This window comes from Novosphingobium sp. UBA1939, from assembly GCF_002336885.1.
GTDB lineage: Bacteria > Pseudomonadota > Alphaproteobacteria > Sphingomonadales > Sphingomonadaceae > Novosphingobium.
In genome coordinates this window covers 15,886-42,177 of record NZ_DDFB01000016.1, presented here as the reverse complement: position 1 = coordinate 42,177, position 26,292 = coordinate 15,886, and the positions used below count along the sequence as shown (strand labels likewise).

Genomic DNA, 26,292 nt, shown 5'->3' with positions numbered 1-26,292 from the left:
TTTTATGGCAACCGAAGCCGACTATTACGAACTGCTCGAAATCGAGCGCACGGCGGATGACAAGACGATCAAGTCTTCGTTCCGCAGACTGGCGATGCGCTTCCACCCGGACAAGAATCCGGGGTGCGCCGATTCCGAAGCCAAGTTCAAGCAGATCAACGAGGCTTACGCCTGCCTGTCCGATCCGCAGAAGCGGGCGGCCTATGACCAGTATGGCCACGCCGCGTTCCAGCAGGGCGGCGCCGGTGGCGGCGGCTTTGGTGGCGGCGCCGATTTCGGTGATCTGGGCGACATTTTCGAAACGATCTTCGGCAGCGGCGCATTTGGCGGCGGTCGCCAGCAGGCGCGGCGCGGGGCGGACCTGCGCTATGACATGGAAGTGACGCTGGAAGAGGCGTTCCATGGCAAGACTGCCGAAATCTCGGTCGAGGTTTCGCAGAAGTGCGATCCCTGCGACGGGTCCGGCGCGGAGCCGGGCACCGGTGCGCGGCGCTGCAACCTGTGCGGCGGACACGGCAAGGTGCGCGCACAGCAGGGCTTCTTCATGGTCGAGCGAACCTGCCCGACCTGCCATGGCCGGGGCGAGGTGATCGAGAAGCCCTGCCGGTTCTGCCGGGGCGAGGGTCGCGTCGATCTGGAACAGACGCTGGAAGTGACGATTCCCGCCGGCGTCGACAACGGCACGCGCATCCGCCTTGCCGGCAAGGGCGAGGCTGGGCCGTTCGGTGCCCCCCCGGGCGATCTTTACATCTTCCTGCACGTCAAACGCCACCGCGTGTTCGAACGCGAAGGCACTACGCTGCTGACGCGCGCGCCGATCAGCTTCACGACGGCGGCGCTGGGCGGCGAGATCGAGATTCCAGGCCTGGATGGCAAACGCCATGCCGTGGAGATTCCGGCGGGCATCCAGTCGGGCAAGCAACTGCGCAAGCGTGGTGCGGGCATGCCCGTGCTGCAGGGGCGCGGTATGGGCGATCTGGTGGTCGAGGTCATGGTGGAAACCCCAACCCGGCTTTCCGCGCGGCAGAAGGAATTGCTGCGGGAGTTCCAGGCGACCGAGACCGGCGAGGAATGCCCGCAGTCGAAGGGGTTCTTCGAACGGCTCAAGGAAGCGTGGAGCGACCTGACGGAATAGGGAAATTTCCGCGGGGCAGGGCTGGCGCGCCTATCGCGTTTTGCCCGGCTCCGTTTCTTCGAAGGCCGCTTCCACTTCCGCGATGACGCGGTCGACCATCCCGTTTTCGGCGCAGAGACGGTCCCGCTCTTCGTGCAGGATGGCGAGAAACGCTTGCCGTTTCGCCCGGCGAACGGTGCTGACGTCAAGCGGAAGCTCCGCCGTGGAGACGATCAGGTCGATCATCCGTTCCGCGCCGTGCAGGCGGCCCCAGAGATAGTCGTTCTCGCGATAGGCGCGGCTGAAGAAGGCGCCGAAATTGAAGAACTCCACGCCGCGCAGGCAATCGAGCGTGCCTCCGGCGCGGATCGACGTGGCATCGTCGGGCGAGATGCGATCGACCTTGATCGGATCGAATTCGCCCATGCCCTCGCCCTGCAACAGTGGCAGCGTGGCGACATCGTAGAACGGGAAGCCGAGATAGGCGTGGAGGAAGCGCCGTCGCAACGGCTTGTCCATCGCTTCCAGCGCCGCCACGATCATGGCATCGACCTTGAGGTCGATCCCGGTCAGGTCGCGCCGCGCTGCGATGGAGGCAAGGACCGCCCCCGGATCGCTGGCCACCACGGCGGCGGAGGCGGCGAAGCCCGGGCCAAGGCCGGCGGCGGTCTCGCGGCCCTGATAGAGCGCCTGCGCGCGATAGACGGTATCGCGCGTTGCCTCGCGCGCTTCGGGCGTGATCCCTTCGGCCTCGTCCCAGTCGTAAGTCAGCCGACGGGCGAGAAGCTTGAGCCGGCGAATGCGGAAACCGATATCGTGCGCGCGGAAAAAGCCGATGGCGGCCTCCGTCGCACCGCCCCTGCGTTCGGCCAGCTTGTCGAGACCCGAGGACTGGACAAGGTGCGCCCACAGCACGCTCTCGATTTCCGCGCGCGGCGCGGCATCGGGTGCGGCTTCCACGATCAGGTCCACCAGATCGCTGACGATCCCGGCGAACTTCACCTGGGCATAGCCATGGAAGGCATAGCCAGCCTGTTCGGCGGCGGCCTGTTGCGCCTTGTTCCGCCAGTTGGTCAGGCGCTTGCGGTTGGGCTGGTCGAAAAACAGGGTATAGCCGAACAGGCGTTCGACCGTTTCCTCGATCTCCGGCTGCAGCGCATCGACGATCGAGCGGAGCCGGGCGCGCTCGCGCGATTGCTGTTCCAGCGTTTCTAGATTGTCGCGGATCGGCTGTTCGCGCGGGATCGACGATAGCGAGCCGAAGATCGCGGAGAAGAAGCCGACCGTGCGGCCGCTGCGCTCCTCATAGCGGACGTGATCGGGGCTGGGATCGATATAGACGAAGCGACGGTCCACCTCGCGCTCTGCCGGGCGGTTGCGCAGCACGCCCATCGCCTGTGCGAACGGCCGATTGACCAGCACCGCGCCATCGACCAGCGCAACTTCGCCCACTTCCCCGCGCTTCCAGCGGCTGGGCATGATGCGCTGGAGGAAGCGGTCACGCCCCGGCCAGCCCATGCGGCGCTCCTGCACAAGGCGGTCGATCTCGGCCACCATCAGCGGGGGAAACGCGCCGGGGAAGCTGGCGGTGGATCGCGCGGCAAAGACAAGTTCCGCCCGCGTGGCAAGATCGCTGCCAGGTCCGATACCGGCGACCCGGCTGAAGGCGATGGCCAGCCGGTGTTCGCTTTCTTCCACCAGCGGCGGGCTGTTGAGCCGCAGTTCCTCAAGGTGGCCATTGAAATCGGTTGCGGTGACCAGAAGATCGAGCGGATGGCCGGCCGGAAGCAGCGGAGCCGTGCCGGCCTGTTCCGCCGTGCTCTCCTCCATCGCTTCCAGCGCTTCGGCCAGCAGGCGCGAAAAGCCGATGCCACTGAAAGGCGGTGCGAACCAGCGCGCGCGGATCAGGCTGGAAACCTTACGCCGCACTTCGGCGCGGATGCGCGGGGCGACCATGCGCATCACGGCATTGCCGGGACGGGCCAGCACGAACCACACGATCGGTTGCGCCCAGAATTTGGCGAAGCGGCTCCACGGCTTGGCGTCGGGGTCGAGCAGCACGTCGACATCGGCTTTTTCCAGCCACAGCGTCGTCAGCGGTTCGAGGCTCTGCCCGCTGATCAGCGCCTGGGCCAGCAGCACGCCGTTGATGCCACCCGCGCTGGTTCCCGAGATGATATCCGGCAGGATGCGCAGCCGCAGGCCGCATTCGCGCTGAATCGTTTCGAGAAGGTCGAGGTAGACTTTCTCCACGCCGGCCGACGGGGCGACCCTGGCGGGATCGTCCGTATGCAGCGCTCTGCTGGCGCGCGTGGCGTACCACAATTCCTTGGTCACGCCATGCATGTAGACCGCAAGGCTGATCCCGCCGAAGCAGACCAGCGCTATGCGCAATTCCTTTTGCCGCATGGTGCGCAGCATGGCAGCGAAGCGCGTTCGCCGCCAGTGCCATGTTGCGCTGTTCGCAAACAATCGACGCACCATGATCGAGCGGCTGCGGGCTGTAAACAATACCGACAGATTTCAGTACCTAGCGCGATAACATTTCCATTTTGCAGCGTTTTCCGGCGACCGCGGTGAAACGGAAATTGTCAGATTCACCGACGCTTTACCCTTCCTGGCTACAAGGACGGATGATGGCCGTAATGGTCGAAAGCCAGGTGAAGCAGGGCTGATGATCCGCCTGTTCAAACATTACATTCCGAACGCGGTCTTCCTTCTGGGCCTGTTCGATTTCTTCCTGCTGATCGCGTCGGGCGAACTGGGCTGGATCGTTCGTGCGCGACAGATCGGGCTCGATTTCGGGCCGATCAACGAACGCTGGGCGCCGCTGGCGACGTTCGCCGTGCTGGTGCAGGTGGCGATGATCTCGGTCGGGGTCTACGGGTCGGAGGCGCTGCGGTCCCTGCGCTATGCCGCCGCGCGCCTGCTGGTGGCTGTGAGCCTCGGCATCATTGCGATGTCGGTGGTCTATTTCCTCCTGCCCGGCCACACGCTGTGGCGGTCGAACCTGTTTTACGCGATGTTCCTGGCCATCGGGCTGCTGTTCGGGGTGCGCGTGCTGCTGGGTGGCCTGCTCGGCACCGCCGCGTTCCGCCGGCGCATCCTGGTGCTGGGCTCCGGCCATCGCGCCGATCGCCTGCGCAAGCTGGGAGAGCGCCCCGAGGCCGGGTTCGTGATCGTCGGCTATGTCGGCATGAGCGATGGCGTGCCGGTGGTGGAGGAGGCGATCAACCGCGCCGCCATCCATAACCTGACGCGCTTCGTGGACAACCTGGGCGTCAGCGAAGTGGTGCTGGCGCTGGAAGAGAGGCGTAACGCGCTGCCGCTCAAGGACCTGCTGCGGATCAAGACCACCGGCGTCCACGTCAACGATTTCTCGACGTTCGTCGAGCGCGAAACCGGGCGGATCGATCTCGACTCGGTAAACCCGAGCTGGCTGATCTTTTCCGATGGCTTCTCGTCGGGCCGTATGCTGTCGAGCGCGGCCAAGCGCCTGTTCGACATCGCCGCCAGCCTGCTGCTGCTGGTGATGACGCTGCCGGTGATCGCGCTGTTCGCGGTGCTGGTGAAGCTGGACAGCCGTGGCCCGGCTTTCTTCCGGCAAACTCGCGTGGGGCTCTACGGGCAGAATTTCGATGTGATCAAGCTGCGTTCGATGCGCACCGATGCCGAAGTGGATGGCGCGAAATGGGCGCAGAAGGATGACCCGCGGGTAACGCGGATCGGCCGCTTCATCCGCAAGGTGCGGATCGATGAATTGCCGCAGACGTGGACGGTCCTCAAAGGCGAGATGAGCTTCGTCGGCCCGCGCCCGGAACGGCCGGAATTCGTGTCCGATCTTGAGGACAAGCTCCGCTACTACGCCGAACGGCACATGGTAAAGCCGGGCATCACGGGCTGGGCGCAGATCAACTACCCCTATGGCGCTTCGATCGAGGACGCGCGCAACAAGCTTGAATACGATCTCTATTACGCCAAGAACTACACCCCGTTCCTCGACCTGCTGATCCTGTTGCAGACCATCCGCGTCGTGCTGTGGAACGAGGGCGCGCGTTGAACGCGATCGACGAACTCGCGGGGCATACCTCCAGTGGCTTTGCCCACTGGGGCTACGTGCTTGCGGCGTTCTGCGCTTTGCTGCTCGCGGTCTGGCTGGGCGATGGCGCGCGGCGGCGCGAACCCGGCGGCAAGGTGCGCATCGCCGCGCTGGTCGCAATGGCGCTGTGGGCCTTGCTGTGTGCGGCGATGGGGGCCGGATCGCTCCCGGCGCAGCTGGCGGAAACACTGCGGGATCTTGGCTGGCTGGGCCTTGTCTACGCCCTGTTCGCCAGCGACGGGCGCAACGGCCACATGGGCCCTGTGCGCCCGCTGATGATCGTGCTCGCCTTCGTGGAGGCCTTGCAGGCGATCGCGATCATGCTGGAACTGTGGTTCGGCGCGATCGAGGGGGTGGAGGAGATGATCTTCCACATCTCGGTCATGCTGCGGCTGCTGGTGACCACCGGCGTGCTCGTGCTGGTCCATAATCTCTATGTCGGCGCGGTGGCGCAACAGCGCATCGCGGTGCGCTGGGCTTGCGCGGCAATGGCGCTGGTATGGGGCTACGACCTCAACTTCTACACTATCGCCTACCTGGCGAACTGGGTGCCGGATAATCTCGTGGCGATCCGGGCGCTGACCCAGATCATCGCTACCGTCCTGCTCGCGTTCGGAGCGGCGCGTGCGCAATCCTCGCTGCGCTTTTCGCCTTCGCGCACGATCGCCTTCCAGTCGCTCTCGCTGCTGGTGATCGGCGGCTACATGATCGTGATGGTGGGCGCCGCGCAATCTTTGGCGTGGCTGGGGGGCAACGCCTCGCAACTGGCGCAGCTTGGGTTTGCCGTGGCCATCACGGTGCTGGTGCTGGCCGTGATGCCATCAAAGCGCCTGCGGGGCTGGGCCAAGGTCGTACTCGCCAAGCACCTGTTCCAGCACCGCTACGATTATCGCGCCGAATGGCTGCGCTTCACGCGCACGATCGGACACGGCGGAGCGCAGGCGCTGCCGCTGCATGCGCGCGTGGTGCAGGCGCTGGCCGATATCACCGACAGTGCCCAGGGCCTGCTGCTGGTGCCTTCCGAAACCGGTGACCTTGAACTCGCCGGGCGCTGGCAATGGCCCGCCGCCGAAGTTCCGGGCATGGCGATGGAGGCGGCCAGCGTCGCCTTCTTCGAACAGCATGGCTTCATCGTCGATCTCGACGAAGTGCGCGCCGGCACGGATCATCAGGGCGAACGGGCACGGGTGCCGGGCTGGCTGGTGGAGGACCGCGAAGCCTGGGCACTGGTGCCGCTGCTGCATTTCGAACGGCTGGTGGGCATGGTCGTGCTCGGCAGGCCGCCGGTGACACGCCAGCTCGATTGGGAGGATTTCGACCTGCTGCGCGTCGTCGGGCAGCAGTTGGCAAGCTATCTGGCGGAGAACAACGGCCAGGTCGCGCTGCTGGAGGCGAACCGGTTCGATGAGTTCAATCGCCGCATCGCCTTTGTGATGCACGATATCAAGAACCTTGCGAGCCAGCTCAGCCTGCTGTCGCGCAACGCGGAACGCCATGCCGAAAACCCGGCCTTTCGCGCCGATATGCTGGTGACGCTGCGCAATTCCACGGACAAGCTCAACGCCCTGCTGGCGCGCCTTTCGCGCTATGGCAAGGCCGCGCCGGAAAAGCTCGCGGGGACTGACGTCGCGGACGTGTGCAAGGGTGTCGTCACCCGCTATGCCGGGGCGCAAGGGCCGCGGGCGCATGCTGTTGGGGAAACCTCGTTCGGCGTTCTCGCCCATCGCGAAACGCTGGAGCAGGTGCTCCTGCACCTTGTGCAGAATGCGATCGATGCCAGCCCGCAAGGGATGCCGGTGCTGTTGCGCTGGCGCATCGAGGGCACGGAGGGGTGCATCGACGTGGTGGATACCGGCGCCGGCATGAGCGCCGACTTTGTCCGCAACGGCCTGTTCAAGCCTTTCGTTTCCACCAAGTCAGGCGGTTTTGGCATCGGCGCCTTCGAAGCGCGCGAAATGGTGCGCGCCATGCGCGGGCGGCTTGATGTGGAAAGCCGGGAAGGGCTGGGCAGCCGCTTCACGATCCGCCTGCCCTTGGCTCCCGCCGCCGAACAACACGTCAGTCCCGGAACCGGGGAAGGTTCCGATGAAAAGAAAGTGGCATGATGACCGAGGTGCGCCCCAAGCTGCTGATCGTCGAGGACGATCCCGGTCTTCAGGCCCAGCTCAAATGGGCCTACGAGGATTTCGACGTGTTTATCGCCGGCGATCGCGCCAGCGCCCTGGCGCTGCTGCGGGCAGAAGAACCGGCGGTGGCGACGCTCGATCTGGGGCTGCCGCCCGATCCTGACGGAACCAGCGAAGGCTTTGCCGTGCTGGACGAGATCATGGCGCTCAAGCCCGACACCAAGGTGATCGTCGCCAGCGGCCACGGCGCACGCGAAAGCGCGCTGACCGCGATCGCCAAGGGCGCTTACGATTTCTACCAGAAGCCGGTCGATATCGATGCGCTGGGCCTGATCGTGCGCCGCGCGCTGCACCTCCACCGGATCGAGGCGGAAAACCGCTCGCTGGCGGATCGCGCCGGGCCGGACAACAAGGTGCTGGGTCGGATGATCACGGCGGCGCCGGAAATGGTCAAGGTTGCCCGCACGATCGAACGGGTCGCCGGCACCAATGTTTCGGTCATGCTGCTGGGGGCGAGCGGCACCGGCAAGGAACTGCTGGCGCGCGGCCTGCACGACGCATCGAATCGGCGGCGTGGGGCGTTCGTCGCCATCAACTGCGCGGCCATCCCCGAAAACCTGCTCGAAAGCGAACTGTTCGGTTACGAAAAGGGGGCCTTTACCGGCGCGGTCAAGACCACCGAGGGCAAGATCGAGATGGCGAGCGGTGGCACGCTGTTTCTTGACGAAGTGGGCGACATCCCCTTTCCGCTGCAGGTAAAATTGCTGCGCTTTTTGCAGGAGCGCACGATCGAGCGCATCGGTGGCCGTCGCTCGATCGAGGTCGATACGCGCATCGTCTGCGCCACGCACCAGAACCTCGAAGCGATGATTGCCGACGGGCGGTTTCGCGAAGACCTTTACTATCGCCTGGCCGAAATCGTCGTGCGCATTCCGGGCCTGGCCGAAAGGCCGGGGGATGCCACACTGCTGGCAAACGCCTTCCTTGCACGTTTCGCCGCCGAGATGAATCCGGCGGTCAAGGGCTTCGCAGCCGACGCGCTGACCGCCATTGATTCGTGGAACTGGCCCGGCAACGTCCGCGAACTGGAAAACCGGATCAAGCGCGCGGTGATCATGGCGGACGGCAAGCTGGTGACGGCGCTGGACCTCGATCTGCCCGCGCCCGACGAGAACAGCGACAATCCGCTGAATCTCAAGACCGCGCGCGAGGCGACAGACCGCCGCGTGATCCGTCACGCGCTGGCGCGCAGCGAGGGCAATATATCGGGCACCGCGCGCCTGCTCGGGATCAGTCGACCGACGCTTTATGATCTCCTCAAGCAATACGACCTCCAGCACTAGGCGTTGGCCCCTGTTGTCGCGGCTGGTCGCGGCGGCACTGCTGCTTGCCGCCGCGCTGCCGGTTGCAGGGAGTACGCCCGCGCTTGACGGATTGCGGGGCAAGGCGCGCGCCGCGCTGGACCGGGGTGACGGGATCGCCGCCGAAGTGCCGCTGCGCGAAGCGGTGCGCAACGGCACCCCGGCCGATGCGGTGCGCGATCTGGTGGGCGAGGCGCTGCTGCTCGAAGGCGACCGGACGGAAGCGCGCCGCTGGCTGACGGAAGGCGCGTTCGCCCCTGATACGGCGGGCAATGGCTGGCGTGTTCGCGGACGACTCGAACTGGCGGAAGGCAATCTCCAGCGTGCCGCGCAGGCGTTCGACCAGGCCTTGCGGTTCACGCCCGATGATGTCGGATTGTGGGTCGATATCGCCCGGCTGCGCTTTTCGGGCGGCGAGCAGGCCCAGGCGATCGGAGCGGCGGATCACGCCGTGCGGCTGGACCCGAACAACGTGCGCGCGCTGGAACTGCGCGGGATGCTGGTGCGCGAACAGTATGGCTTGCGCGCCGCCCTGCCGTGGTTCGAAGCCGGCCTGCGGATCGCGCCCAACGACAAGGCCCTGCTGGGCGAATATGCCGCAACCTTGGGTGATCTTGGCCAGTATCGCGCGATGCTGGCGGTCTGCCGCAAACTGATCGAGGTCGATCCGAAGAACGCGCGCGCGCTTTACCTGCAAGCTGTGCTGGCGGCCCGCGCGGGTAAGACCGAACTCGCCCGTTCGATCCTGCTGCGCACGGGATCGGCGCTGCGCGACATGCCGGCCGCCATCCAGCTCAACGGCATTCTCGAATACCGCGCCGGCAACGTGAACCTGGCGGTCGAATATTTCGATCGCCTGTCGCGGATGCAGCCGGACAACCTCGAGGCGCAGAAGATGCTGGCGCGGGCGCTGGATCGCCAGGGGGATTACCGGCAGATACTCGACCGGTTCGAGATCGTGGCGCGGCAGCCCTGGGCATCACCCTATATGCTCGCGCTTGTCGGTCATGCGTGGGAACGGCAGGGCAAGCCGCAACGTGCCGCGCCCTATCTTGCCCGGGCGGCGCAGCACGGCGTTCGTCCGTTCGCGCCACTGCCGTCGGGCGCACCGCTGGGCGTGCTGGGCGTGCGCTACAACGAAGCGCCGAATTTCGCGACCAACGTGCTGCCCTATGTCCGGGGGCTGCTCGAAATGCGGCTCAACGGCGAGGCGCTGGCGGTCGCCACGCGCCTGCGCGACGCCAATCCCGGTGCGTCGGAAGCACACCTGCTGGTTGGCGATGTCAGGATGCTGGCGGGCGACACGACCGGAGCCATTGCCGATTATGATCGGGCCGCGTCCATCCGCTATACCGAGCCGGTTCTGGTCCGGATGGATGCGGCGCTGCGCGCGGCGGGGAGGGCGCGCGACGCCGATGGCATGACCGCGCGCTATCTGTTCCAGAACCCCGGCAGCGTGCAAGCCATGAAGCTGCTGGAAGCGGGCTGGCGACGCGAGGGGCGGGGTGCGGATGCGGATGCGATGGCGCAGGTCCTGGCCGGGCGCGGGCAGGGCTGATCGCGCCTCTCTCCTGGTCCGGCGGATTCGCTCTGGACAGGACACCGCCCCGGGCGTTACGACCTCGCTTTAATCGATCAATTAAATGCGAGGGAGCGGCATGGCCGGAGCGCTGGAAGGACTGACTGTCATCGAGTTCGCAGGGATCGGGCCGGGGCCGTTTGCCTGCATGATGCTGGCGGATCATGGCGCCAGGGTGATCCGGATCGACCGCCCCGGGGCCACCAGCCGCGTAGGCGACGATGGCCAGCGCGATATCCTCAACCGCAACCGTCAGCGCATCGCGCTGGATCTCAAGGACCCGGCGTCGCTGGCGCGCATTCGCGAGCTGGTGAAGGAGGTCGATGCCATCGTCGAGGGCTATCGCCCCGGTGTGATGGAGCGGCTCGGGCTTGGTCCGGACGTGTTGCTGGCCGACAATCCGCGGCTGGTCTACGGCCGGATGACGGGCTGGGGCCAGGATGGGCCGATGGCGCCGCTGGCGGGGCACGACATCAACTATATCGCCCTGTCCGGTGCGCTGCACACCTATGGCGAGGCGGGGGGCAAGCCCCAGTTTCCGGTCAACGCGGTCGGCGATTTCGGCGGTGGTGGAATGCTGATGGCGTTCGGCATCATGGCGGCGGTGTTCAGCGCCCGCACCACCGGCAAGGGGCAGGTGGTCGACTGCGCGATGGTCGATGGTGCGGCGATCCTGTCCGCGATGACGTGGACGTTCTTCGGCAACGGCATCTGGAAGGACGAACGCGGCGTCAACCTGCTCGATGGTGGCACGCATTTCTACGACACCTACGAGACGGCGGACGGCAAGTGGATTTCGATCGGATCGATCGAACCGCAGTTCTATGCGCTGCTGATGGAGAAGACCGGGCTGAAGGACGATCCGGATTTCGCGCGGCAGATGGATGCGAAGGCGTGGCCCGATCTCAAGCAGCGGACCAAGGCGCTGTTCCTGACGAAGACCCGCGACGAATGGTGCGCGATCATGGATGGCACGGACATCTGCTTCGCGCCGGTGCTCAGCCTGTCGGAAGCGCCCGGCCACGCGCACAACGTCGCACGTGGCACGTTCGTCAAGGATGGAGGCATGGTGATGCCCGCACCGGCGCCGCGCTTCCTAGGCACGCCGGCTCCCGAACCGACGCTCGCCTCGACGCCGATTGAATAGGAACCCGACGGAGTGAGGGTCAGTCCGCGCCGGTGTCGGGATGCCGACGCCGGTGGCGGATCGACCACCACAGCGAAAGGCCGATCAGCGCCGCGCCGATCAGTCCGGTGACGCTTTCGGGAATGTGGAAGCGCGCCGATGCCAGCATGATCCCGCCCAGCGCGATGATTGCCCAGAACGCGCCGTGTTCAAGATAGCGGTATTCCGCCAGCGTGCCGCGCTTCACCAGCATGATGGTCATCGAACGGACAAACATGGCGCCGATCGACAGGCCCAGCGCGATGATGACCATATTGTTGGAAAGGGCGAATGCGCCGATCACGCCGTCGAAGCTGAACGAGGCATCCAGCACGTTGAGGTACAGGAATCCGCCAAGGCCGGAGCGGACCATCGCGCCCGCCGCCTTCTGCGCTTCCTCGCGCATTTCGAGGATCGTGCCGATCGCTTCCACCGCGATGAAGGCGACGATGCCGAGCATCCCCGACACGATGAAGGTATGCGCCTCGGTGGCGTCCAGCAGCAGCGAGACCAGATAGAGCCCCACCATCAGCAGGCCGATCTCGGCGGCCTTGACGTTGGAGACGAGGCTCAGCTTCTCCTCGATCCAGCGGATCCAGTGGACTTCCTTTTCGCCGTCGAAGAAGAACGACAGGCCCACCATCGCCAGAAACGCGCCACCGAAGCCGGAAATGCCGACATGCGCGCCGCTGACGATCGCTTCGTAGCGCGCCGGTTCGTTGAGCGAGAGCTTGAGCGCTTCCACCGGCCCGATTCCGGCGGCAATCGCCACGATCGCCAGCGGGAACACGATGCGCATGCCGAATACCGCGATCACCATGCCCCAGGTGAGGAACCGCCGCTGCCAGATGTCGTCCATCTCGGCGAGGACGGTGGCGTTGACCACCGCATTGTCGAACGACAGCGAGATTTCGAGGATCGACAGAACCGTGACGATCCACACCAGCGCCAATGTTGCCGATGCCGAGCCCGTCAGCCACCAGCCATAAGCTACCGCCAGCGCGAGGCAGACCAGCGTGAAGCCGATCGAGCCCTTGAAGAAACGAAGCACGGTTTGGTCCCCTGAAGATGCGGTAATGCGGTGGCCGGTGCGCGGCCACGGACGGTCGCGCCGGGCATAGCGGAACGACCCGGCAACGCAATGCCGGGAAATGCGCGGATGCTTGCGTTATGCGGAATCAGCGCGGCTGGTAGGTCTGTTCGATGCCCGGGAAGGTCCGGTTGCGGACTTCGTCGGCATAGCGCGCGGCCGCGCCGGAGATCGTCTCGGCCAGGTTCTCGTAGATCTTCACGAAACGCGGCACCCGTTCGAACATGCCCAGCATATCCTCGGTCACCAGCACCTGCCCGTCACACTGCGCCGATGCGCCGATGCCGATCGTGGGGCAGGGCACGGCCTTCGTGATCTGGATGGCGATGGGTTCCACCACGCCTTCGATCACGATGGCGAACGCGCCGGCATCGGCCAGCGCCCTGGCGTCGCCGACGATCTTGGCGGCTTCTGCTTCGCTGCGGCCGCGCGCGTTGTAGCCGCCCAGCACATTCACTGCCTGCGGGGTAAGACCAACATGGCCCATCACGGGGATCCCCCGCCGGGTGAGGAAGGCCACGGTTTCCGCCATGGCTTCGCCCCCTTCGAGTTTCACCGCTGCGCAGCCCGTCTCCTTGAGCAGGCGCGAGGCGCTGGCGAACGCTTGTTCCGGTGAACCTTCATAGGCGCCGAATGGCATGTCCACCACGACGGCGGCGTGATAGCTGCCGCGCACGACCGCCGCGCCGTGCGCGGCCATCATGTCGAGCGTGACGGGAACGCTCGAAGGCAGGCCGTAGATCACCTGCCCCAGCGAATCCCCGACCAGAAGAAGATCGCAATGCGCATCGAGCAACTGTGCCTGCCGGGCGGTGTAGGCGGTCAGCATCACCACGGGCTGGTCGGTCACTCCGTCCTTCTTGCGCTGACGGATCGCCGGAACCGTCAGGCGCTTCATCGGCGCCGGCGTCGGGTTGGCGCGGCTGGTCGCGGTATCGAGCTGGAACGTCGTGGACATGCATGTGGTCCCTTCGGAATACGGGGACAAGCCTTCTAGACCATCGTTCGCCTGCCGCAAGCATGCCGGCATCCCCAGAAGGCGGGGGAAAAAGACCTTTGCGTGACGGAACCTTGCCGCTAGCTTCCTCCGCCACAACCTGGTTGCCGGTGTAACCGTTCCGAGGGATCGGCGGTCCGCAACGGTCCAAGGCGGGAGAATTCCATGTTCGGTCGCGTCAAACCACTCGACGCCATTCTTGCTACTGCCGAGAAGAAATCCTTGCATCGCTCGCTCGGCGCCTTCCAACTTACCATGCTCGGCATCGGCGCCGTGATCGGCACCGGCATTTTCGTGCTCACGGCCGAAGCGGCGCAGAAGGCCGGGCCGGGCATGATGCTCAGCTTCGTCATCGCCGGCTTCGTCTGCGCCGTTGCCGCCCTGTGCTATGCCGAAATGGCGGCGATGGTGCCGGTTTCCGGCTCCGCCTACACCTACAGCTACGCCGTGATGGGCGAACTCATCGCCTGGATGGTCGGCTGGGCCTTGATCCTGGAATACGCGGTGGCGGCCGGCGCGGTCAGCGTCGGCTGGTCGGGCTATGTGGTCGGGCTGGTGGAGAACGCTTTCCACATAGACATACCCGACATGCTCGTGCGCGGCCCCTATGACGGTGGCGTTATCAACCTGCCGGCGATGCTGATCGCCAGCCTCGTCACCGGGCTCCTCGTAATCGGCACCAAGGAAAGCGCGACGGTCAACGCCGTTCTCGTGGCTATCAAGGTGTCCGCGCTGACGCTGTTCGTCATCCTGTCGGTACCGGTGATGAACATGAAGAACTTCGAACCGTTCATGCCACTGGGCTTCAGCGGTGTGGGCGCGGCTGCCGCCTCGATCTTCTTCGCCTATGTCGGCTTCGACGCGGTCTCGACCGCGGCGGAGGAAACCAAGAACCCGCAGCGGAACATGCCGATCGGCCTGATCGGCAGCCTGGCGATCTGCACCGTCTTCTACCTGCTGGTAGCGGCGGGCGTGATCGGTTCGGTCGGTGCGCAGCCGGTGATGGATGCGCATGGGATCGGCCTGGAGCCCGGCAGCCGTGAGCTGGCGGCACAGTGCGCCAGCATTGGCGATCAGGCGGTGGTTTGCTCCAAGGAAGCGCTGGCGTGGACGCTGCGCGAGATCGGGTGGCCGCAGATCGGCAATCTGATCGGTCTGGCAGCCGGCCTTGCCCTTCCTTCGGTGATCCTGATGATGATGTTCGGCCAGACCCGCATCTTCTTCGTGATGAGCCGGGACGGCCTGCTTCCGGCAGCCTTTTCCAAAATCCACCCCAAGTTCAACACCCCGCACGTGATCACCATCCTGACGGGTGTGTTCGTGGCCTTGTTCTCCGCGTTCTTTCCGGTCGGCCTGCTGGCGAACATTTCGAATTCGGGCACGCTGTTCGCTTTCGCGGCGGTGTCGGTCGCGGTGCTGATCCTGCGGCGCACGGAACCCTCGCGCCATCGCCCGTTCCGCACCCCGGCGATTATGATCACGGCGCCGCTGTCGTTCCTGGGCTGCCTCTATCTGTTCTACAAGCTGGACGTGAAGAGCCAGATGCTGTTCGTGGTCTGGGCGGCGGTGGGCCTGCTGGTCTATTTCGCCTACAGCCGCAGCCGCAGCCATGTGGGCCGTGGTACGGTCGAGGTGCACGAGGAGGACGCGGACATTCCGCCGCAGCCGGTGCCGCCGCTGCCCTGATCGGCCGGTTCGATCGGATCTGCGCAAAAAAAGGGGCGCTTCCTTCGGGAAGCGCCCCTTTTCGTTCCACGGATGCCGCAATCAATCCGATGTGACGAGGTGCAGCGCCCTGACGTTTTGCGCGGATGCCTGCGCCATCATTTCGTAGGCCGCCCGCGCCCATATCTCGGCATGGGTGAAGCGTTCCGCCCGGTTCGCGGAATCCGCTTCGGCCTTGTCGGTGGCCGCGTGCCCCGCTTGCGCAACGGCTTTGACCTGATCGGCGATCGAGAACTGCGTCCCGGCGGGCGACGACGACGTCGCAGGCGCGGTCTGGTCCATCCTTGCCGGCTGATCGGCCGAGGGCGATGCCGGGTTTGTCGTTGCCGTATTGCTGGCGACGCCTGCCGTGTTAACCGGCGGCGAAGCTGCGGGCTTGTCGTCGACTGGCGCCTGTGGCTGCGCCGCCTTGTTCTCGGCCACCTCGGGGCCTTCGGCGTCCGCTGGCGTGTTAACTTCCGACGCCGGAGGATTGGTGTCCGCCGGGGGCGCCGACGCAACCGCCGGGGGCGTTTGGTCCAGCGGTTCGGCGGGCGCGCTCGCGGCTTGCCCGGTCACAGCTGGCGGCTGTGCGGTTGCCGTCGCCGGATCGGCCGCAACGGGCTCCTGCGCAACGGGCTGGCTGTCGGTAACGGCCGGCGCAGCGAGAGAGGTGTTGTCGTTGGACGAAGCGGGCGACGATGCCACCGGCGCAGGCTCGACCGGGGCGGGCGCGACCGCCGGAACAGAGTAGGTTACCGGCTCCGCAGGCGTATTGCCGGTTTCCACGATTACGCCCGGCGAGGTTGCGCTTCCGGTCGACGTGCCGGCCGATGCGGGCGCGGTCGCGCTGGTCGCGACGGGCGCGCTTGCGACTGCCGTGGATGTCGAAGTGCTTGTGGCCGGAGCCGGCTGCGTTGTCGTGGATGATGCAACGGTATTATTGTTCGTCGTCTGCTTCGGCGCTACCCAGCCGAACAGACCACCAAGTGTCAGTCCCATGATGTCTACCCATACGTGTTATCGCGTTGGGAGCTACCGGTGGCCTGTTAAGGCGTAAAAAATGGGAATGGTTTACCGGCGGGTAATCGTCTCCGGTCCGGTTCTATCAGACCACACTACGTGGGCTTGGTTAAGATCGGGTTTCCACGCCGGTCGGCAGGCGTTTATCCCCGCAGCCGCTCGATGCCCTGCGCCAGCGCCACGTAGAGCTTGCCCATGTCCGAGGACAGCAGCGTCACGCCCAGCGCGTTGCCATCGCGTGTGGACAGAAGCTGGCGCAGCATCGCCTCGAAATCGTGGATGTAATGGTTCACGTTCTCGCGGAAATCGCGGTTGCGTTCGTAGTGGTTCTGGATCGCCTTGGCCTGCCCGTTGTCGATCAGGCTGACCGCGCGCCGTGTGAAGATGCCCCGGTCTCCGCGGAGATAGGCCGCCCACGCGGTTTCCGACACGTCGGTCGACAGCGCCTTGGCGATATCGATGGAGGTCGAGTTGAGCGATTCGGTGATGAGCGCCACCCGCCGGGCAAAATCGTTGTCGACCTGTTCGGTTGCGCGTTCGCGCAGGCGTTCGACGCGCGCTTCCAGATTGCCGGCCAGTTCGTCCACGCGGCTTAACTGATCGCGCATCTGGATAACCGAATCACGGCTCGCCTGCGTCGCGGCGTCGATCGCTTCTTCCAGCTTGCCCACCAGTTCCGCGCCGCGTCCCTGAAGCACGCGCACGATGGCCGCTCCGCTCTGGTCGCCGAGCTGGTTCGCGATTTCCTCGATTTCGCCGACGGTGCCTTCGCGCAGTTGCGAGGCGATCCCCGAAGCGACGCTGGAGAGCCGTGTAAGCACTTCGGTAAGCCGCTCGTCAACTTGCGTGGCCAGCTCCTCGCTTTCCTCGCGCGCCGTGGCGAGGATCTGGCGCAGTTCGCTGATGCTGACCTGTTGTTCGGCGGCACGGCTGAGAAAGGCTTCCTGAAACCGGCCGACGTCCTTGATCGCATCGCGCACTTCGCCGCGCGTGGCGACAATGTCTTCGGACAGGGTGCGCCCGCTGTCGCCCGCTTCGCGCAACGTGTCGCGCAGCATGAACACGCGATCCTCGATGCCTTTCAGCCCGGCTTCGGAACTGCGCAGCGCTTCGGGAAGCTGTGTGCGGGTGTGTTCGCCGCTCACCTGGATCAGTTCGAGCAGGCGAACCGCCGCCAGCGTCAGTTCCCCGATCTGCATGTCCGTTTTCGAAAGGGCCTCGCACGATTCCGCAAGCCGCTGGTTGAGCAGACCCAGGGCCTGATCGACGGCCTGCGCGGTTTCCCCGCCCTGTTCGCCCGAGGCGCGCAGCGCCAGCGAGAACGACACCACGCGTTCGGCGATCTGATCGCAATGCGTGGCGAGCTGCCGGGTGCTCTGCATCTGTTGCCGGCGCTGTTCCTCGATCACCTGGTCCAGCTCGGCCAGCTTGGCGGCCAGCGCGTCGGCCGCTTCGGCGCCGGCGGCTTCCATTGCCTGGCGCCGCAGCAGGATGGCATCGTCGATCTCGGTCAAACGGCGCGTCAGCGCGGCGCGCTGTTCCGAAGCGGAAGCCTCGGTGCTCGCGCGCCGGCGTGCCAGTTCGTCGTCCAGCCGCCGGGCTTCCGCCTCGATCCGGGAAACCAGCGAGCGGGCGGAATCCTCGAACCCGGCCAGCCGCTCCATCGCCTGCGCCACCACCGCTTCATGATCGCGGCTGACCGCGCCCAGCGATTGCAACGTGGTATCGGCATGGGCGGCGGAGCGTTCGTACCAGGCCTTGAGCGCGTCGCTTTCGGCGGCGGCGATCTGTTCGCCAAGCCTGCCGCTTTCCTCGCGCAGCGTATCGAAGCGCAGTTGCAGGGCATCCAGCGCCTCGGCCTCGGCCGCCATCGTGGCGACGCGGTGCTGGTCCAGTTCCGTCGCGAGGTGATCGGCGCGCGCACGGATCGCCGCCAGGGCCGCGATCTCGTCCTGATCGAGCCGCTCGCGGAATGCCTCGCCTTCAGCCGTCAGTGCGGCAAAGCGCTCGGCCGATGTTGTTTCGAGCTCGTGAGTTGCGGCCTCGAACGCGGCGAGCGCCTCGTTCACCTTGCGGCGGATCGAATCGACCTGCCGCTCGCTCGCCACGCCGAACTCGTTGAGGCGCTGGAATCCGGCAACCAGGCTTTCCAGTTCGAGATGCGCCGTGCGCCCGGCTCCGGCGATATTGTTGGTTACATCCTTCGCCGCGTTGGCGATCACCGGCAGTTGCCCCCGCAACTTCTCCATGTTGTCGAGCGCGCTGACCGAAACGGTGGCGATGCGATCGACCTGCGCGCCGTTGTCGACCACCAGTTCCTGCAACCGCGCCGCGCTGCCGGTAATGCGCTCCACCGCGATGCGCCCCAGCGCTTCCAGATCGCGGCTTTGCGAGGCAATGAAGTTGCGCGCCAGCGAGAGTTCAGTGTTGACGCTCGTCAAACGCTGTTCGAGCCGTTGCGACTCCAGCGAAAGCCCGCGCGCGGCATCGTTGAACCGCGCGGCTTCGCGCTTGCTCAAGCGCAGGACCAGCAGCAGCGCGACAAGACACAACAGCACGGGCATCGACCATGTGGAGATCGACTGGACCCAGACGTTCAGAGCGGACGTTGCACGCAGCCCGTCCAGGTTGGCCAATACGAAAAGAACGGTCCAGGCACCTATCGCCAGGGCCGCCAGCGTGGGCGCGAGAAGGCCTGAAAACCGAGAACGGGTTGCTTCCTCGAACCATTCGCCTTCGTCGGTTTCGAACATCGGCAAGTCACTGATCGGATCGGTCAGTTCCAGCGGTTCTGTCTGATTGTCGCGCGTATCGGCAGCCGCCTCCGCTTCGGGCTGGCTGCTGTCGATCGGAATGATGCGTCCCCCACTCATGGAGCCGGCATACCACGCCGCGGGCAGCGGCATAAACCCAGTTTTAACAATGACTGTTGAATATGGCCCGATGGCCTATCTCGGCGAAAACATCGATGCCGCGCTGGCGGCGGCTGCGGGCGACGATCCGGCCCTGTTCCTTGAACTGCGCGCGGCGTTCGTGGAGAGTGTAGAGCGCCAGCTGGACCTGCTTTCGCGTGCGCGGTGCGATGGTAACTGGCACATGGCCGCGCTGCGGCTGAAGGGCCTTTCCGCCAGTTTTCATGACACGTCGCTGATGCAACTCGCCGACGAAGCGATCGAATCCGCGCCGGGCGAACCGCGCATCCTCCGGCAAATCCGCCAGCACATCGATGGGCTCGCCCCCGAAGTCTGACGTATCACCACGGCGGACCGCCGGGCGGGGATAAGGCGGGCGGCGCGCTTGGCATAACTGCCTCCGCGCCCTACCATGGCGGCTTACAGGAGGCCGGAGAGCGTGCGGGTCGCGTTGCTATCGCTGATGGATGCAGCGGCGGAAGAACCGTCGGGGCTGCGCGGGCACCTGCCGATCGGCGGGCGTTCGGTGTTGCGCCATCAGGTGGGCCTGGCGCTGGCCTTCGGATGCGCGCGCATCGTCGTGCAGGCAGAGGCTTTGACCGGCGAACTCGTGGCGCTTCAGCACGTGGCTGAGAGCGCTGGCGCCCGGTTTCATGTCATCCCCACGGGGCGGGCGCTGGTGCCGCTGGTTTCGCCCGAGGACGAACTGCTCGTGCTGGCCGATGGGCTGCTTGCCGTGCCAGAGGATGCCTTGCGCCTGCTCAACGACGGACCGGTGATCCTGACCATGCCGGTCGAAACGGGATTGGCCGCCGGGTTCGAACGGATCGATATCAACCACGCCAGCGCCGGCGCCATGCGATTGCCCGGGCGCGTTGTGGCGGGGCTGGGCGAATTGCCGCCCGAATGGAGCCCGGCCTCCGCCTTGCTGCGAATCGCGGTGCAGGCCGGCGTGCCACAGCGCGATATTCCCTTTGCGTTCATCGATCAGGGACGGTGGCGCCTTATCCGCAGCGAGGATGAAGCACACCGGGCCGAGCCGGGCTGGCTGCGGCTTCACACCATCGGTGCGCACCGCCGTTCGCCGGGCGAAATGCTGGCCGGCATTGCCGTGCAGAAGATCGGCCCCGCGCTGCTGCACGCCGGCACCCGGCCTTATATCGTCACCATAGCCTCGTTCGCGCTGGGCGTGCTGGGCGTCGGCGCGGGCTGGTTTGGCAGCGCGACGATCGGCTTTGCCCTGCTGGCGCTCTGCTGGCTCGTGGCCGAATGCGCCGCGCTGCTCGCTCGCGTGGAGCGGGCATCGCTTCTGGCATCGGCCCGCATGGCGCCGACCGGGGCCGCGTTCGCGTTGCTGCTCGATGCGGGCTTTGTCGCGCTTTGCGCGTGGCGGTCCGAACTGGCGGATATTTCGGGTGTGGCTGCGGCGCTGCGCCTGTTCGCCCCGCTGGTCCTGGTGTTGACGTTGCGGCTTGTGCCCGCGGTCTGCGCGGCCCGCGACTGGACATCGTGGCTGAGCGACCGCTTTCTGTGCGGCATCGGTCTGGCGGTGCTCAGCGCGATCGGGCCGTTCGACGCCGCGCTTCGGATGGTCGTGCTGGCCCTGCTGGCGGGAACGCTGCTTGATGCCAGCGCTGTCGGCCGCCGTACCGCTAACGCCGCATCAACCATTCGGGAATAAAAGATTTCCGATGATGGACCCCGTGGTTCCCGCAGTCGCTTCCGGAGCGATGGAGGACGTGCTGGCCACGCGGCTGGCGGCGGAGGAGCGCGCGTATGCAGGGGCGGGGCCAGTCCTGCAATATCTCCTCCACAACGGACTGGGGACCATCTTCGATGACGAAATTCTGGCCCGCGTGCGCGGCATGCTGGCGGACTGCGCCCGCCAGCTTGCCGCCGCCCTGATCGGGCCGGATCGCGCCAGCCACCACGGCGAAGCGACGGTGGATGCGCTGATTGCCGGGCTCGCGGAACAGCCCGCAGTCCTCGAACATCTTCATGCTCTTGCGCTCGAATGGCGTCTTGCGTTGCGGCTGCGGGATAGGGCCGCGCTCGATCCGGCATTGTCGCCGTTGATCCAGGAGCAGATCGGCGCTGCCAACCCATCGGTTTCGACGCTGGCGGTGAACCTGATGGCGGCGCAAGCGCGCTTCTGCCAGCAGCAGCGGCGGATGCAGTTGCCGCTGATGGAATTGCCCGGCGATGTGCTGAACCGCGCGATCCGCGTGATGCAGGGCGTGGCTCGCGAAGCCGATGCCGATGCGGTGCAGGCGGAACGGATCGTGCGCACCGGACTGGACGAAAAGCGCAGCCGTCTGGCTCTGCTGCGCCGCTCGGTGGCGGCACTGGGCGAGCGCGCCGGCGTCTCGCTGGTGCTGGCCCATGCGGGCGCGGCGCTGTTCGTTACGGCGCTGGCGCTGGGCGCAGGATGCTCGCGCGAAGCCGCCGTTTTCGCCACCGTCGAAGGGCATGAGACCCGGCTGCTGTTGGGGTTGATCGCCTGCGGGCTGGAGGAAAGCGCGATCGCGGCGCAATTCCTGGCGGTGCATCCGGGCGGAACGGTTCCAGAGGGCCTTGGCCTTGTCGCACCCGAACGCGCGGCGGCGCTGCTGTCCGGGTACGAACGTTCATGAAGGCGCTCGATCTGGCTCACGGCGTCAGCGATCCCGACGACCGGCTCATCGATGCCAGCGAAGTGCTGGCGGACTGGCAACGGCGCTGCGGGGGCGAACTGCCCGGCGTGATCGCGATCCCGGCTCTGCTCGAACTGGTGCGGTCGGCGCGGCGGGCCGGCACGCCGCTCGCGCGCACGATAACGTTCTTGGACGAAACGCGGGCGCTGTCCACGTGGGCCGCGGTAACGCCCGAAGCGGACGGGACGCGGATCGAACTCAGCCGGTGGCGGACGTCCGCCGTGGAGGACGGCGGCGCGGACGCGCCCGGAGCGGCGGCGCTGGTCCGGCAGATCGCGGAAGCGCAAGTGCTGCTGGATGCCGAACAGCGCGTGGTCTCGGTCGACGCCATGGCCGCCGACCTCGCCGGCATGGCTGCAGCCATGCGCGAAGGAATCGGCCGGCGCTGGACCGAGTTCGTGACTCTGGCGGAGTTGGAGCATCACCAGAGCGCGCTGCACTGGCGTCTGCTGGACGATGCGGCGGTGGGAATCGACGGATCGAACCGGCCCTGGCGCGCGCGGCTCTTCCCGATGGGGGATGCCGGCTTCGAACTGCTGCTGATGCCGGACGGGATCGGCATCGTACCGCATGAAAGCGTAGCGCCATCACCCCAGGCACCGGACGCGGCGAGCTGGAACGGCATCATCGGCCGCGAACTGGCGCCGGCGCTGCGGCAGCCGATCAACCGCATCATCGCCAACGCCGAAACGATCCGCACGCGCCTCGCCGGGCCGCTGTCGGACGAATACAGCACCTATGCCGGGGATATCGCCGAGGCGGGCCGCCATCTGCTGGGGCTGATCGAGGATCTGGCTGATCTGGAAGCCGTGGAGGCGGAGGGTTTCAAACCTGCGCCCGATCGGATCGATCTGGCCGATTGCGCCCGGCGCGCGGCGGGTATCCTGTCGGTGCGGGCGCAGGAGCGCGCGATCAGGCTGGCGACGCCCGCGGAAGAGGCGCGGACCCCCGCGATCGGTGAGTTCCGGCGCGTGCTTCAGATCCTGATAAACCTGCTGAACAACGCCATCCGCTACACGCCGGGCAGTTCCACCGTCACGCTGACCTGCTGGACTGATGGCGTGCGCGCGTGGCTGTGCGTGGCCGACGAAGGGCAGGGGTTGACGCAGGAGCAGGTGGACCGGCTGTTCGCCAAGTTCGAACGGCTGGGCCGATCGGGCGACGGCGGAACCGGGCTTGGCCTCTATATCTCGCGGCGATTGGCGCGCGCGATGGGGGGAGACCTGTCGGTGGAGGCGACGCCGGGGCAGGGCGCGCGGTTCGTGCTGGAACTGCCGGCCGATACGAACGCCGAAATGGGCGTGTCGGAAATCTGAAAGGGGTCTAACCCCGTCTGCGCGAGGCTCGCCATAGGGCGCCGACGCCCAGCAGGGCGAGCAGCGCGCCTTTCCATACCCATTCGCGTTGATCCAGCATGAAGCTGGAGGCGGGCCACAAGATGAGGCCGGTTCCCTGGCCCATCCACAGCCCGCCCATCAGGACGGCGGCGATACCGAAAATCCGCAGGATTATTCTGAGCATCGCCGCCGCTCCCGAAGCTTAGCGCTGGTTCAGCGGGATGTAGTCGCGCTGCGTCGGCCCGGTGTAGAGCTGGCGCGGACGACCGATCTTCTGGCCGGGATCGGAGATCATTTCGTTCCACTGCGCCACCCAGCCCACAGTGCGGGCCAGAGCGAACAGCACGGTGAACATCGTGGTCGGGAAGCCGATCGCCGACAGGATGATGCCCGAATAGAAGTCCACGTTCGGGAACAGCTTCTTCTCGATGAAGTAGGGATCGCTGAGCGCGATCTCTTCGAGGCGAAGCGCGGTTTCGAACAGCGGATCGTTCACCTTCAGCGCCGAGAACACCTCGCGCACCGTCTGCTGCATCACGGTCGCGCGCGGATCGTAGTTCTTGTACACGCGGTGGCCGAAGCCCATCAGGCGGAACGGATCGTTCTTGTCCTTGGCGCGCTCGATGTAGTGCGGGATCTTGTCGGGCGTGCCGATTTCCTTGAGCATGTTCAGCGCGGCTTCGTTCGCGCCGCCATGCGCCGGCCCCCACAGACAGGCGATGCCCGCCGCCATGCACGCGAACGGGTTGGCGCCCGACGATCCGGCAAGGCGCACGGTCGAGGTGGAGGCGTTCTGTTCGTGATCGGCATGGAGGATGAAGATGCGGTCCATCGCCCGTTCCACTTCGGGCACGACTTCGTATTCCTCGGCGGGCACGCCGAAGGTCATGCGCAGGAAGTTGCCGGTGTAGGACAGTTCGTTCTTCGGATAGAGGAACGGCTGGCCGACCGAATACTTGTAGGCCATGGCCGCGATCGTCGGCATCTTGGCGATCAGGCGATGCGAGCTGATCTTGCGGTGCTGCGGATCGGCGATGTCGGTGGAGTCATGGTAGAATGCCGAAAGCGCGCCGACCACGCCGCACATGATCGCCATGGGATGCGCATCGCGACGGAAGCCGCGATAGAACGTGCTGAGCTGTTCATGCACCATGGTGTGGCGGCTGATCGTGCGGGTGAACTCGGCAAGTTCATCCTGGTTCGGCAGTTCGCCATTCAGCAGCAGGTAGCTGACTTCCATGAACGAGGAGTGTTCGGCAAGCTGGCCGATCGGATAGCCGCGGTGCAGCAGCACGCCTTCATCGCCATCGATATAGGTGATCGCGGAATCGCAGCTCGCGGTGGAGGTGAAGCCGGGATCGTAGGTGAACAGGCCGGTTTGCCCGTAGAGCTTGCGGATATCGACCACATCCGGCCCGATGGTGCCGCTGCGGACCGGCATTTCGACAGTCTTGCCGTCCGCGCTCAAAGTAGCCTGGTTTTCGCTCACGCTAAGCCCTCCTGATCTGGGTTGTGCCGTGGGAGATACGGCAAGGAGATTAGAAAACGAACTGGTTCATGCGGATTGGTCCCGGAGTCGCGCAAGCGCTTCCTCCTTGCCCAGCAAGACCAGCACGTCGAATATGCCCGGCGAGGTTGTCTGACCCGTCAACGCTGCGCGTAACGGCTGGGCAAGCTTGCCCAGTCCTACTCCCAGCTCCTCTGCCATGGCCTTGAGACTGGCCTCCAGCGTGGAGGTTGTCCAGTCGCATTCCGCATCGATCCTGGAGATGATCGCTGCGAGAATGGTGCGTGCATCGTCCGTCAGCAGGCTCTGCGCTTTCGCGTCGAGCGGCAGCGGACGCTGCGAGAACAGGAACACGGCGCCCTGCGCCAGTTCGTTGAGATCGGCCGCGCGTACCTTGAGCACGGGCATCGCCTGCTCCAGCAGCGCCATGTCCCGCGCGTCGTCGAACGCGGGGGCCAACGGCTTGAGCCGGGAAGCGACCAGACCGGCCAGCCGCGCATCATCGGCTTCGCGCAGGTAGTGGCCGTTGAGATTGAGCAGCTTCTTGAAATCGAACCGCGATGCGCCCTTGCCGACATGGCCGATATCGAACCATTCGACCGCCTGATCGCGGGAGATGATCTCCTCGTCGCCATGGCCCCAGCCAAGGCGCAGCAGATAGTTGAACACCGCCTCGGGCAGCAGCCCCATCTCGTCGCGATAGGCGTCCACGCCCAGCGCGCCGTGCCGCTTGGAAAGCTTGGCCCCGTCTGCGCCGTGGATCAGCGGAATGTGGGCATAGGCGGGGTCCGGCCAGCCGCCCTCGATCGCGTGCATACCGCGAATGATCACGAGCTGGCGGAAGGCGTTGTTGATGTGATCGTCGCCCCGGATAACGTGCGTCACGCCCATGTCGTGATCGTCGACCACGACCGCGAGCATGTAGGTCGGCGTCCCGTCCGAGCGCAGCAGGATGAAATCGTCGATCTCGCTGTTGCTGACCGTGATTTCGCCCTGCACCAGGTCGGTGATGACCGTCTGTCCTTCGCGTGGGGCCTTGATCCGGACGACATAGGGCTGGCCCGCGGGCCAGGTCGCGGGATCGGCGTCGCGCCATTCGCTGTCGATGCGGAACGGGCGGCGTTCTTCCTGCGCCTTGGCGCGGCGCGCTGCCAGCTCTTCCTGCGTCAGGTAGCAGCGATAGGCATGGCCGGCCGCGAGCAGCGCATGCGCCACTTCGGCGTGCCGTTCCGAGCGGGCGAACTGGAACACGGCCGGTTCGTCACCGATAAGGCCCAGCCATTCCAGCCCGTCGAAGATCGCGTCGATCGCCGCGTCGGTGGAGCGGGCGCGATCGGTGTCCTCGATCCGCAGCAGGTACGTGCCGCCGTGGTGGCGGGCGAACAACCAGTTGAAAAGCGCGGTCCTGGCGCCGCCGATATGCAGGAACCCGGTCGGCGAGGGAGCAAAGCGCGTAACAACGCCGGAGCGTTCCTGGCCGGCTCTGGCGGCCGATTGTGCGGAAACGGTTTCAGTGGCGCTTGCCATCGGCCGCGCGGTCCTTCCTATTGCATTCCATGGCGTCCATGGCCGCAGTCGAAACTGA

Annotated in this window: 19 protein-coding genes; 11 read left to right on the top strand and 8 right to left on the bottom strand. The window is 65.9% G+C overall.

Going from position 1 to position 26,292, the window contains the following annotated elements:
• The first annotated feature begins 4 nt into the window (after nucleotides 1–4).
• Entirely contained in the window at nucleotides 5–1,135 is a 1,131-nt protein-coding gene (dnaJ, locus tag B3547_RS03005) for a molecular chaperone DnaJ (protein ID WP_125955395.1), read from the top strand.
• Between the two features lie 30 nt (nucleotides 1,136–1,165).
• On the opposite strand, the gene B3547_RS03000 is transcribed toward dnaJ, so the two are convergent.
• Nucleotides 1,166–3,523, bottom strand: a complete 2,358-nt coding sequence (locus B3547_RS03000; RefSeq protein ID WP_292960125.1) for a patatin-like protein — start codon at nucleotides 3,521–3,523, stop codon at nucleotides 1,166–1,168.
• 265 nt (nucleotides 3,524–3,788) lie between these two features.
• Between B3547_RS03000 and B3547_RS02995 the strand changes: the two genes are divergently transcribed.
• From B3547_RS02995 to B3547_RS02975, 5 genes are all read left to right on the top strand, one after another.
• Nucleotides 3,789–5,174 (top strand): TIGR03013 family XrtA/PEP-CTERM system glycosyltransferase, encoded by a 1,386-nt coding sequence (locus B3547_RS02995; protein ID WP_124807496.1) that lies wholly within the window; start codon nucleotides 3,789–3,791, stop codon nucleotides 5,172–5,174.
• Complete coding sequence (prsK, locus tag B3547_RS02990; protein ID WP_292960028.1) at nucleotides 5,171–7,318, top strand: XrtA/PEP-CTERM system histidine kinase PrsK; 2,148 nt, start codon at nucleotides 5,171–5,173, stop codon at nucleotides 7,316–7,318. The genes B3547_RS02995 and prsK overlap by 4 nt, the downstream gene beginning before the upstream one ends.
• A complete protein-coding gene (prsR, locus tag B3547_RS02985; RefSeq protein WP_292960122.1) occupies nucleotides 7,318–8,682 on the top strand; it encodes a PEP-CTERM-box response regulator transcription factor in 1,365 nt (454 codons plus the stop codon). The genes prsK and prsR overlap by 1 nt, the downstream gene beginning before the upstream one ends.
• 13 nt (nucleotides 8,683–8,695) lie before the next feature.
• On the top strand, nucleotides 8,696–10,258 hold the full coding sequence (locus tag B3547_RS02980; RefSeq protein ID WP_292960026.1) for a tetratricopeptide repeat protein: 1,563 nt from the start codon (nucleotides 8,696–8,698) through the stop codon (nucleotides 10,256–10,258).
• Nucleotides 10,259–10,358: 100 nt separating this feature from the next.
• The gene (locus B3547_RS02975; protein ID WP_292960024.1) at nucleotides 10,359–11,426 is read left to right on the top strand and encodes a CaiB/BaiF CoA transferase family protein; all 1,068 of its coding nucleotides are present in this window, start codon (nucleotides 10,359–10,361) and stop codon (nucleotides 11,424–11,426) included.
• Nucleotides 11,427–11,445: 19 nt separating this feature from the next.
• Here the strand turns inward: B3547_RS02975 and B3547_RS02970 are convergent, their stop codons facing one another.
• Both B3547_RS02970 and panB read right to left on the bottom strand, forming a co-directional pair.
• Nucleotides 11,446–12,495, bottom strand: coding sequence for a DUF475 domain-containing protein (locus tag B3547_RS02970; RefSeq protein WP_292960022.1), 1,050 nt, complete (start codon nucleotides 12,493–12,495; stop codon nucleotides 11,446–11,448).
• A 127-nt stretch (nucleotides 12,496–12,622) separates the two neighbouring features.
• The gene (panB, locus tag B3547_RS02965) at nucleotides 12,623–13,492 is read right to left on the bottom strand and encodes a 3-methyl-2-oxobutanoate hydroxymethyltransferase (RefSeq protein ID WP_292960020.1); all 870 of its coding nucleotides are present in this window, start codon (nucleotides 13,490–13,492) and stop codon (nucleotides 12,623–12,625) included.
• A 204-nt stretch (nucleotides 13,493–13,696) separates the two neighbouring features.
• Between panB and B3547_RS02960 the strand changes: the two genes are divergently transcribed.
• Nucleotides 13,697–15,217, top strand: a complete 1,521-nt coding sequence (locus B3547_RS02960) for an amino acid permease (RefSeq protein ID WP_292960018.1) — start codon at nucleotides 13,697–13,699, stop codon at nucleotides 15,215–15,217.
• Between the two features lie 81 nt (nucleotides 15,218–15,298).
• Here the strand turns inward: B3547_RS02960 and B3547_RS02955 are convergent, their stop codons facing one another.
• Nucleotides 15,299–16,024 (bottom strand): hypothetical protein, encoded by a 726-nt coding sequence (locus tag B3547_RS02955; protein ID WP_292960016.1) that lies wholly within the window; start codon nucleotides 16,022–16,024, stop codon nucleotides 15,299–15,301.
• A 377-nt stretch (nucleotides 16,025–16,401) separates the two neighbouring features.
• Nucleotides 16,402–19,164, bottom strand: coding sequence for a hypothetical protein (locus B3547_RS02950; protein WP_292960014.1), 2,763 nt, complete (start codon nucleotides 19,162–19,164; stop codon nucleotides 16,402–16,404).
• Between the two features lie 37 nt (nucleotides 19,165–19,201).
• Between B3547_RS02950 and B3547_RS02945 the strand changes: the two genes are divergently transcribed.
• The 4 genes from B3547_RS02945 (at nucleotide 19,202) to B3547_RS02930 (ending at nucleotide 23,179) form a co-directional block, all read left to right on the top strand.
• Nucleotides 19,202–19,507, top strand: a complete 306-nt coding sequence (locus B3547_RS02945) for an Hpt domain-containing protein (RefSeq protein WP_124807665.1) — start codon at nucleotides 19,202–19,204, stop codon at nucleotides 19,505–19,507.
• 102 nt (nucleotides 19,508–19,609) lie between these two features.
• On the top strand, nucleotides 19,610–20,851 hold the full coding sequence (locus B3547_RS02940; RefSeq protein WP_292960012.1) for a hypothetical protein: 1,242 nt from the start codon (nucleotides 19,610–19,612) through the stop codon (nucleotides 20,849–20,851).
• Between the two features lie 10 nt (nucleotides 20,852–20,861).
• Nucleotides 20,862–21,803, top strand: a complete 942-nt coding sequence (locus B3547_RS02935) for a hypothetical protein (protein WP_292960009.1) — start codon at nucleotides 20,862–20,864, stop codon at nucleotides 21,801–21,803.
• On the top strand, nucleotides 21,800–23,179 hold the full coding sequence (locus B3547_RS02930; protein ID WP_292960007.1) for a sensor histidine kinase: 1,380 nt from the start codon (nucleotides 21,800–21,802) through the stop codon (nucleotides 23,177–23,179). Before B3547_RS02935 ends, B3547_RS02930 begins: the two co-directional genes overlap by 4 nt.
• A gap of 7 nt (nucleotides 23,180–23,186) precedes the next feature.
• Here the strand turns inward: B3547_RS02930 and B3547_RS02925 are convergent, their stop codons facing one another.
• The 3 genes from B3547_RS02925 to gltX all read right to left on the bottom strand — a co-directional run bounded on the left by B3547_RS02925 (nucleotide 23,187) and on the right by gltX (nucleotide 26,234).
• A complete protein-coding gene (locus tag B3547_RS02925) occupies nucleotides 23,187–23,384 on the bottom strand; it encodes a hypothetical protein (protein ID WP_292960004.1) in 198 nt (65 codons plus the stop codon).
• A gap of 18 nt (nucleotides 23,385–23,402) precedes the next feature.
• Entirely contained in the window at nucleotides 23,403–24,689 is a 1,287-nt protein-coding gene (locus B3547_RS02920; RefSeq protein WP_124807484.1) for a citrate synthase, read from the bottom strand.
• Between the two features lie 66 nt (nucleotides 24,690–24,755).
• Nucleotides 24,756–26,234 carry a glutamate--tRNA ligase gene (gltX, locus tag B3547_RS02915; protein WP_292960001.1) on the bottom strand — a complete coding sequence of 493 codons (1,479 nt, stop codon included), beginning with the start codon at nucleotides 26,232–26,234 and terminating at the stop codon, nucleotides 24,756–24,758.
• Nucleotides 26,235–26,292: the final 58 nt, after the last annotated feature.

Coding starts and splice junctions, on each gene's coding strand:
- prsR (WP_292960122.1), top strand. CDS start 7,318: ATGACCGAGGTGCGCCCCAAGCTGCTGATCGTCGAGGACGATCCCGGT.
- B3547_RS02925 (WP_292960004.1), bottom strand. CDS start 23,384: ATGCTCAGAATAATCCTGCGGATTTTCGGTATCGCCGCCGTCCTGATG.
- panB (WP_292960020.1), bottom strand. CDS start 13,492: ATGTCCACGACGTTCCAGCTCGATACCGCGACCAGCCGCGCCAACCCG.
- dnaJ (WP_125955395.1), top strand. CDS start 5: ATGGCAACCGAAGCCGACTATTACGAACTGCTCGAAATCGAGCGCACG.
- B3547_RS02945 (WP_124807665.1), top strand. CDS start 19,202: ATGGCCTATCTCGGCGAAAACATCGATGCCGCGCTGGCGGCGGCTGCG.
- B3547_RS02950 (WP_292960014.1), bottom strand. CDS start 19,164: ATGCCGCTGCCCGCGGCGTGGTATGCCGGCTCCATGAGTGGGGGACGC.
- B3547_RS02960 (WP_292960018.1), top strand. CDS start 13,697: ATGTTCGGTCGCGTCAAACCACTCGACGCCATTCTTGCTACTGCCGAG.
- B3547_RS02975 (WP_292960024.1), top strand. CDS start 10,359: ATGGCCGGAGCGCTGGAAGGACTGACTGTCATCGAGTTCGCAGGGATC.
- B3547_RS02930 (WP_292960007.1), top strand. CDS start 21,800: ATGAAGGCGCTCGATCTGGCTCACGGCGTCAGCGATCCCGACGACCGG.
- B3547_RS02995 (WP_124807496.1), top strand. CDS start 3,789: ATGATCCGCCTGTTCAAACATTACATTCCGAACGCGGTCTTCCTTCTG.
- gltX (WP_292960001.1), bottom strand. CDS start 26,234: ATGGCAAGCGCCACTGAAACCGTTTCCGCACAATCGGCCGCCAGAGCC.
- B3547_RS03000 (WP_292960125.1), bottom strand. CDS start 3,523: ATGCGGCAAAAGGAATTGCGCATAGCGCTGGTCTGCTTCGGCGGGATC.
- B3547_RS02935 (WP_292960009.1), top strand. CDS start 20,862: ATGATGGACCCCGTGGTTCCCGCAGTCGCTTCCGGAGCGATGGAGGAC.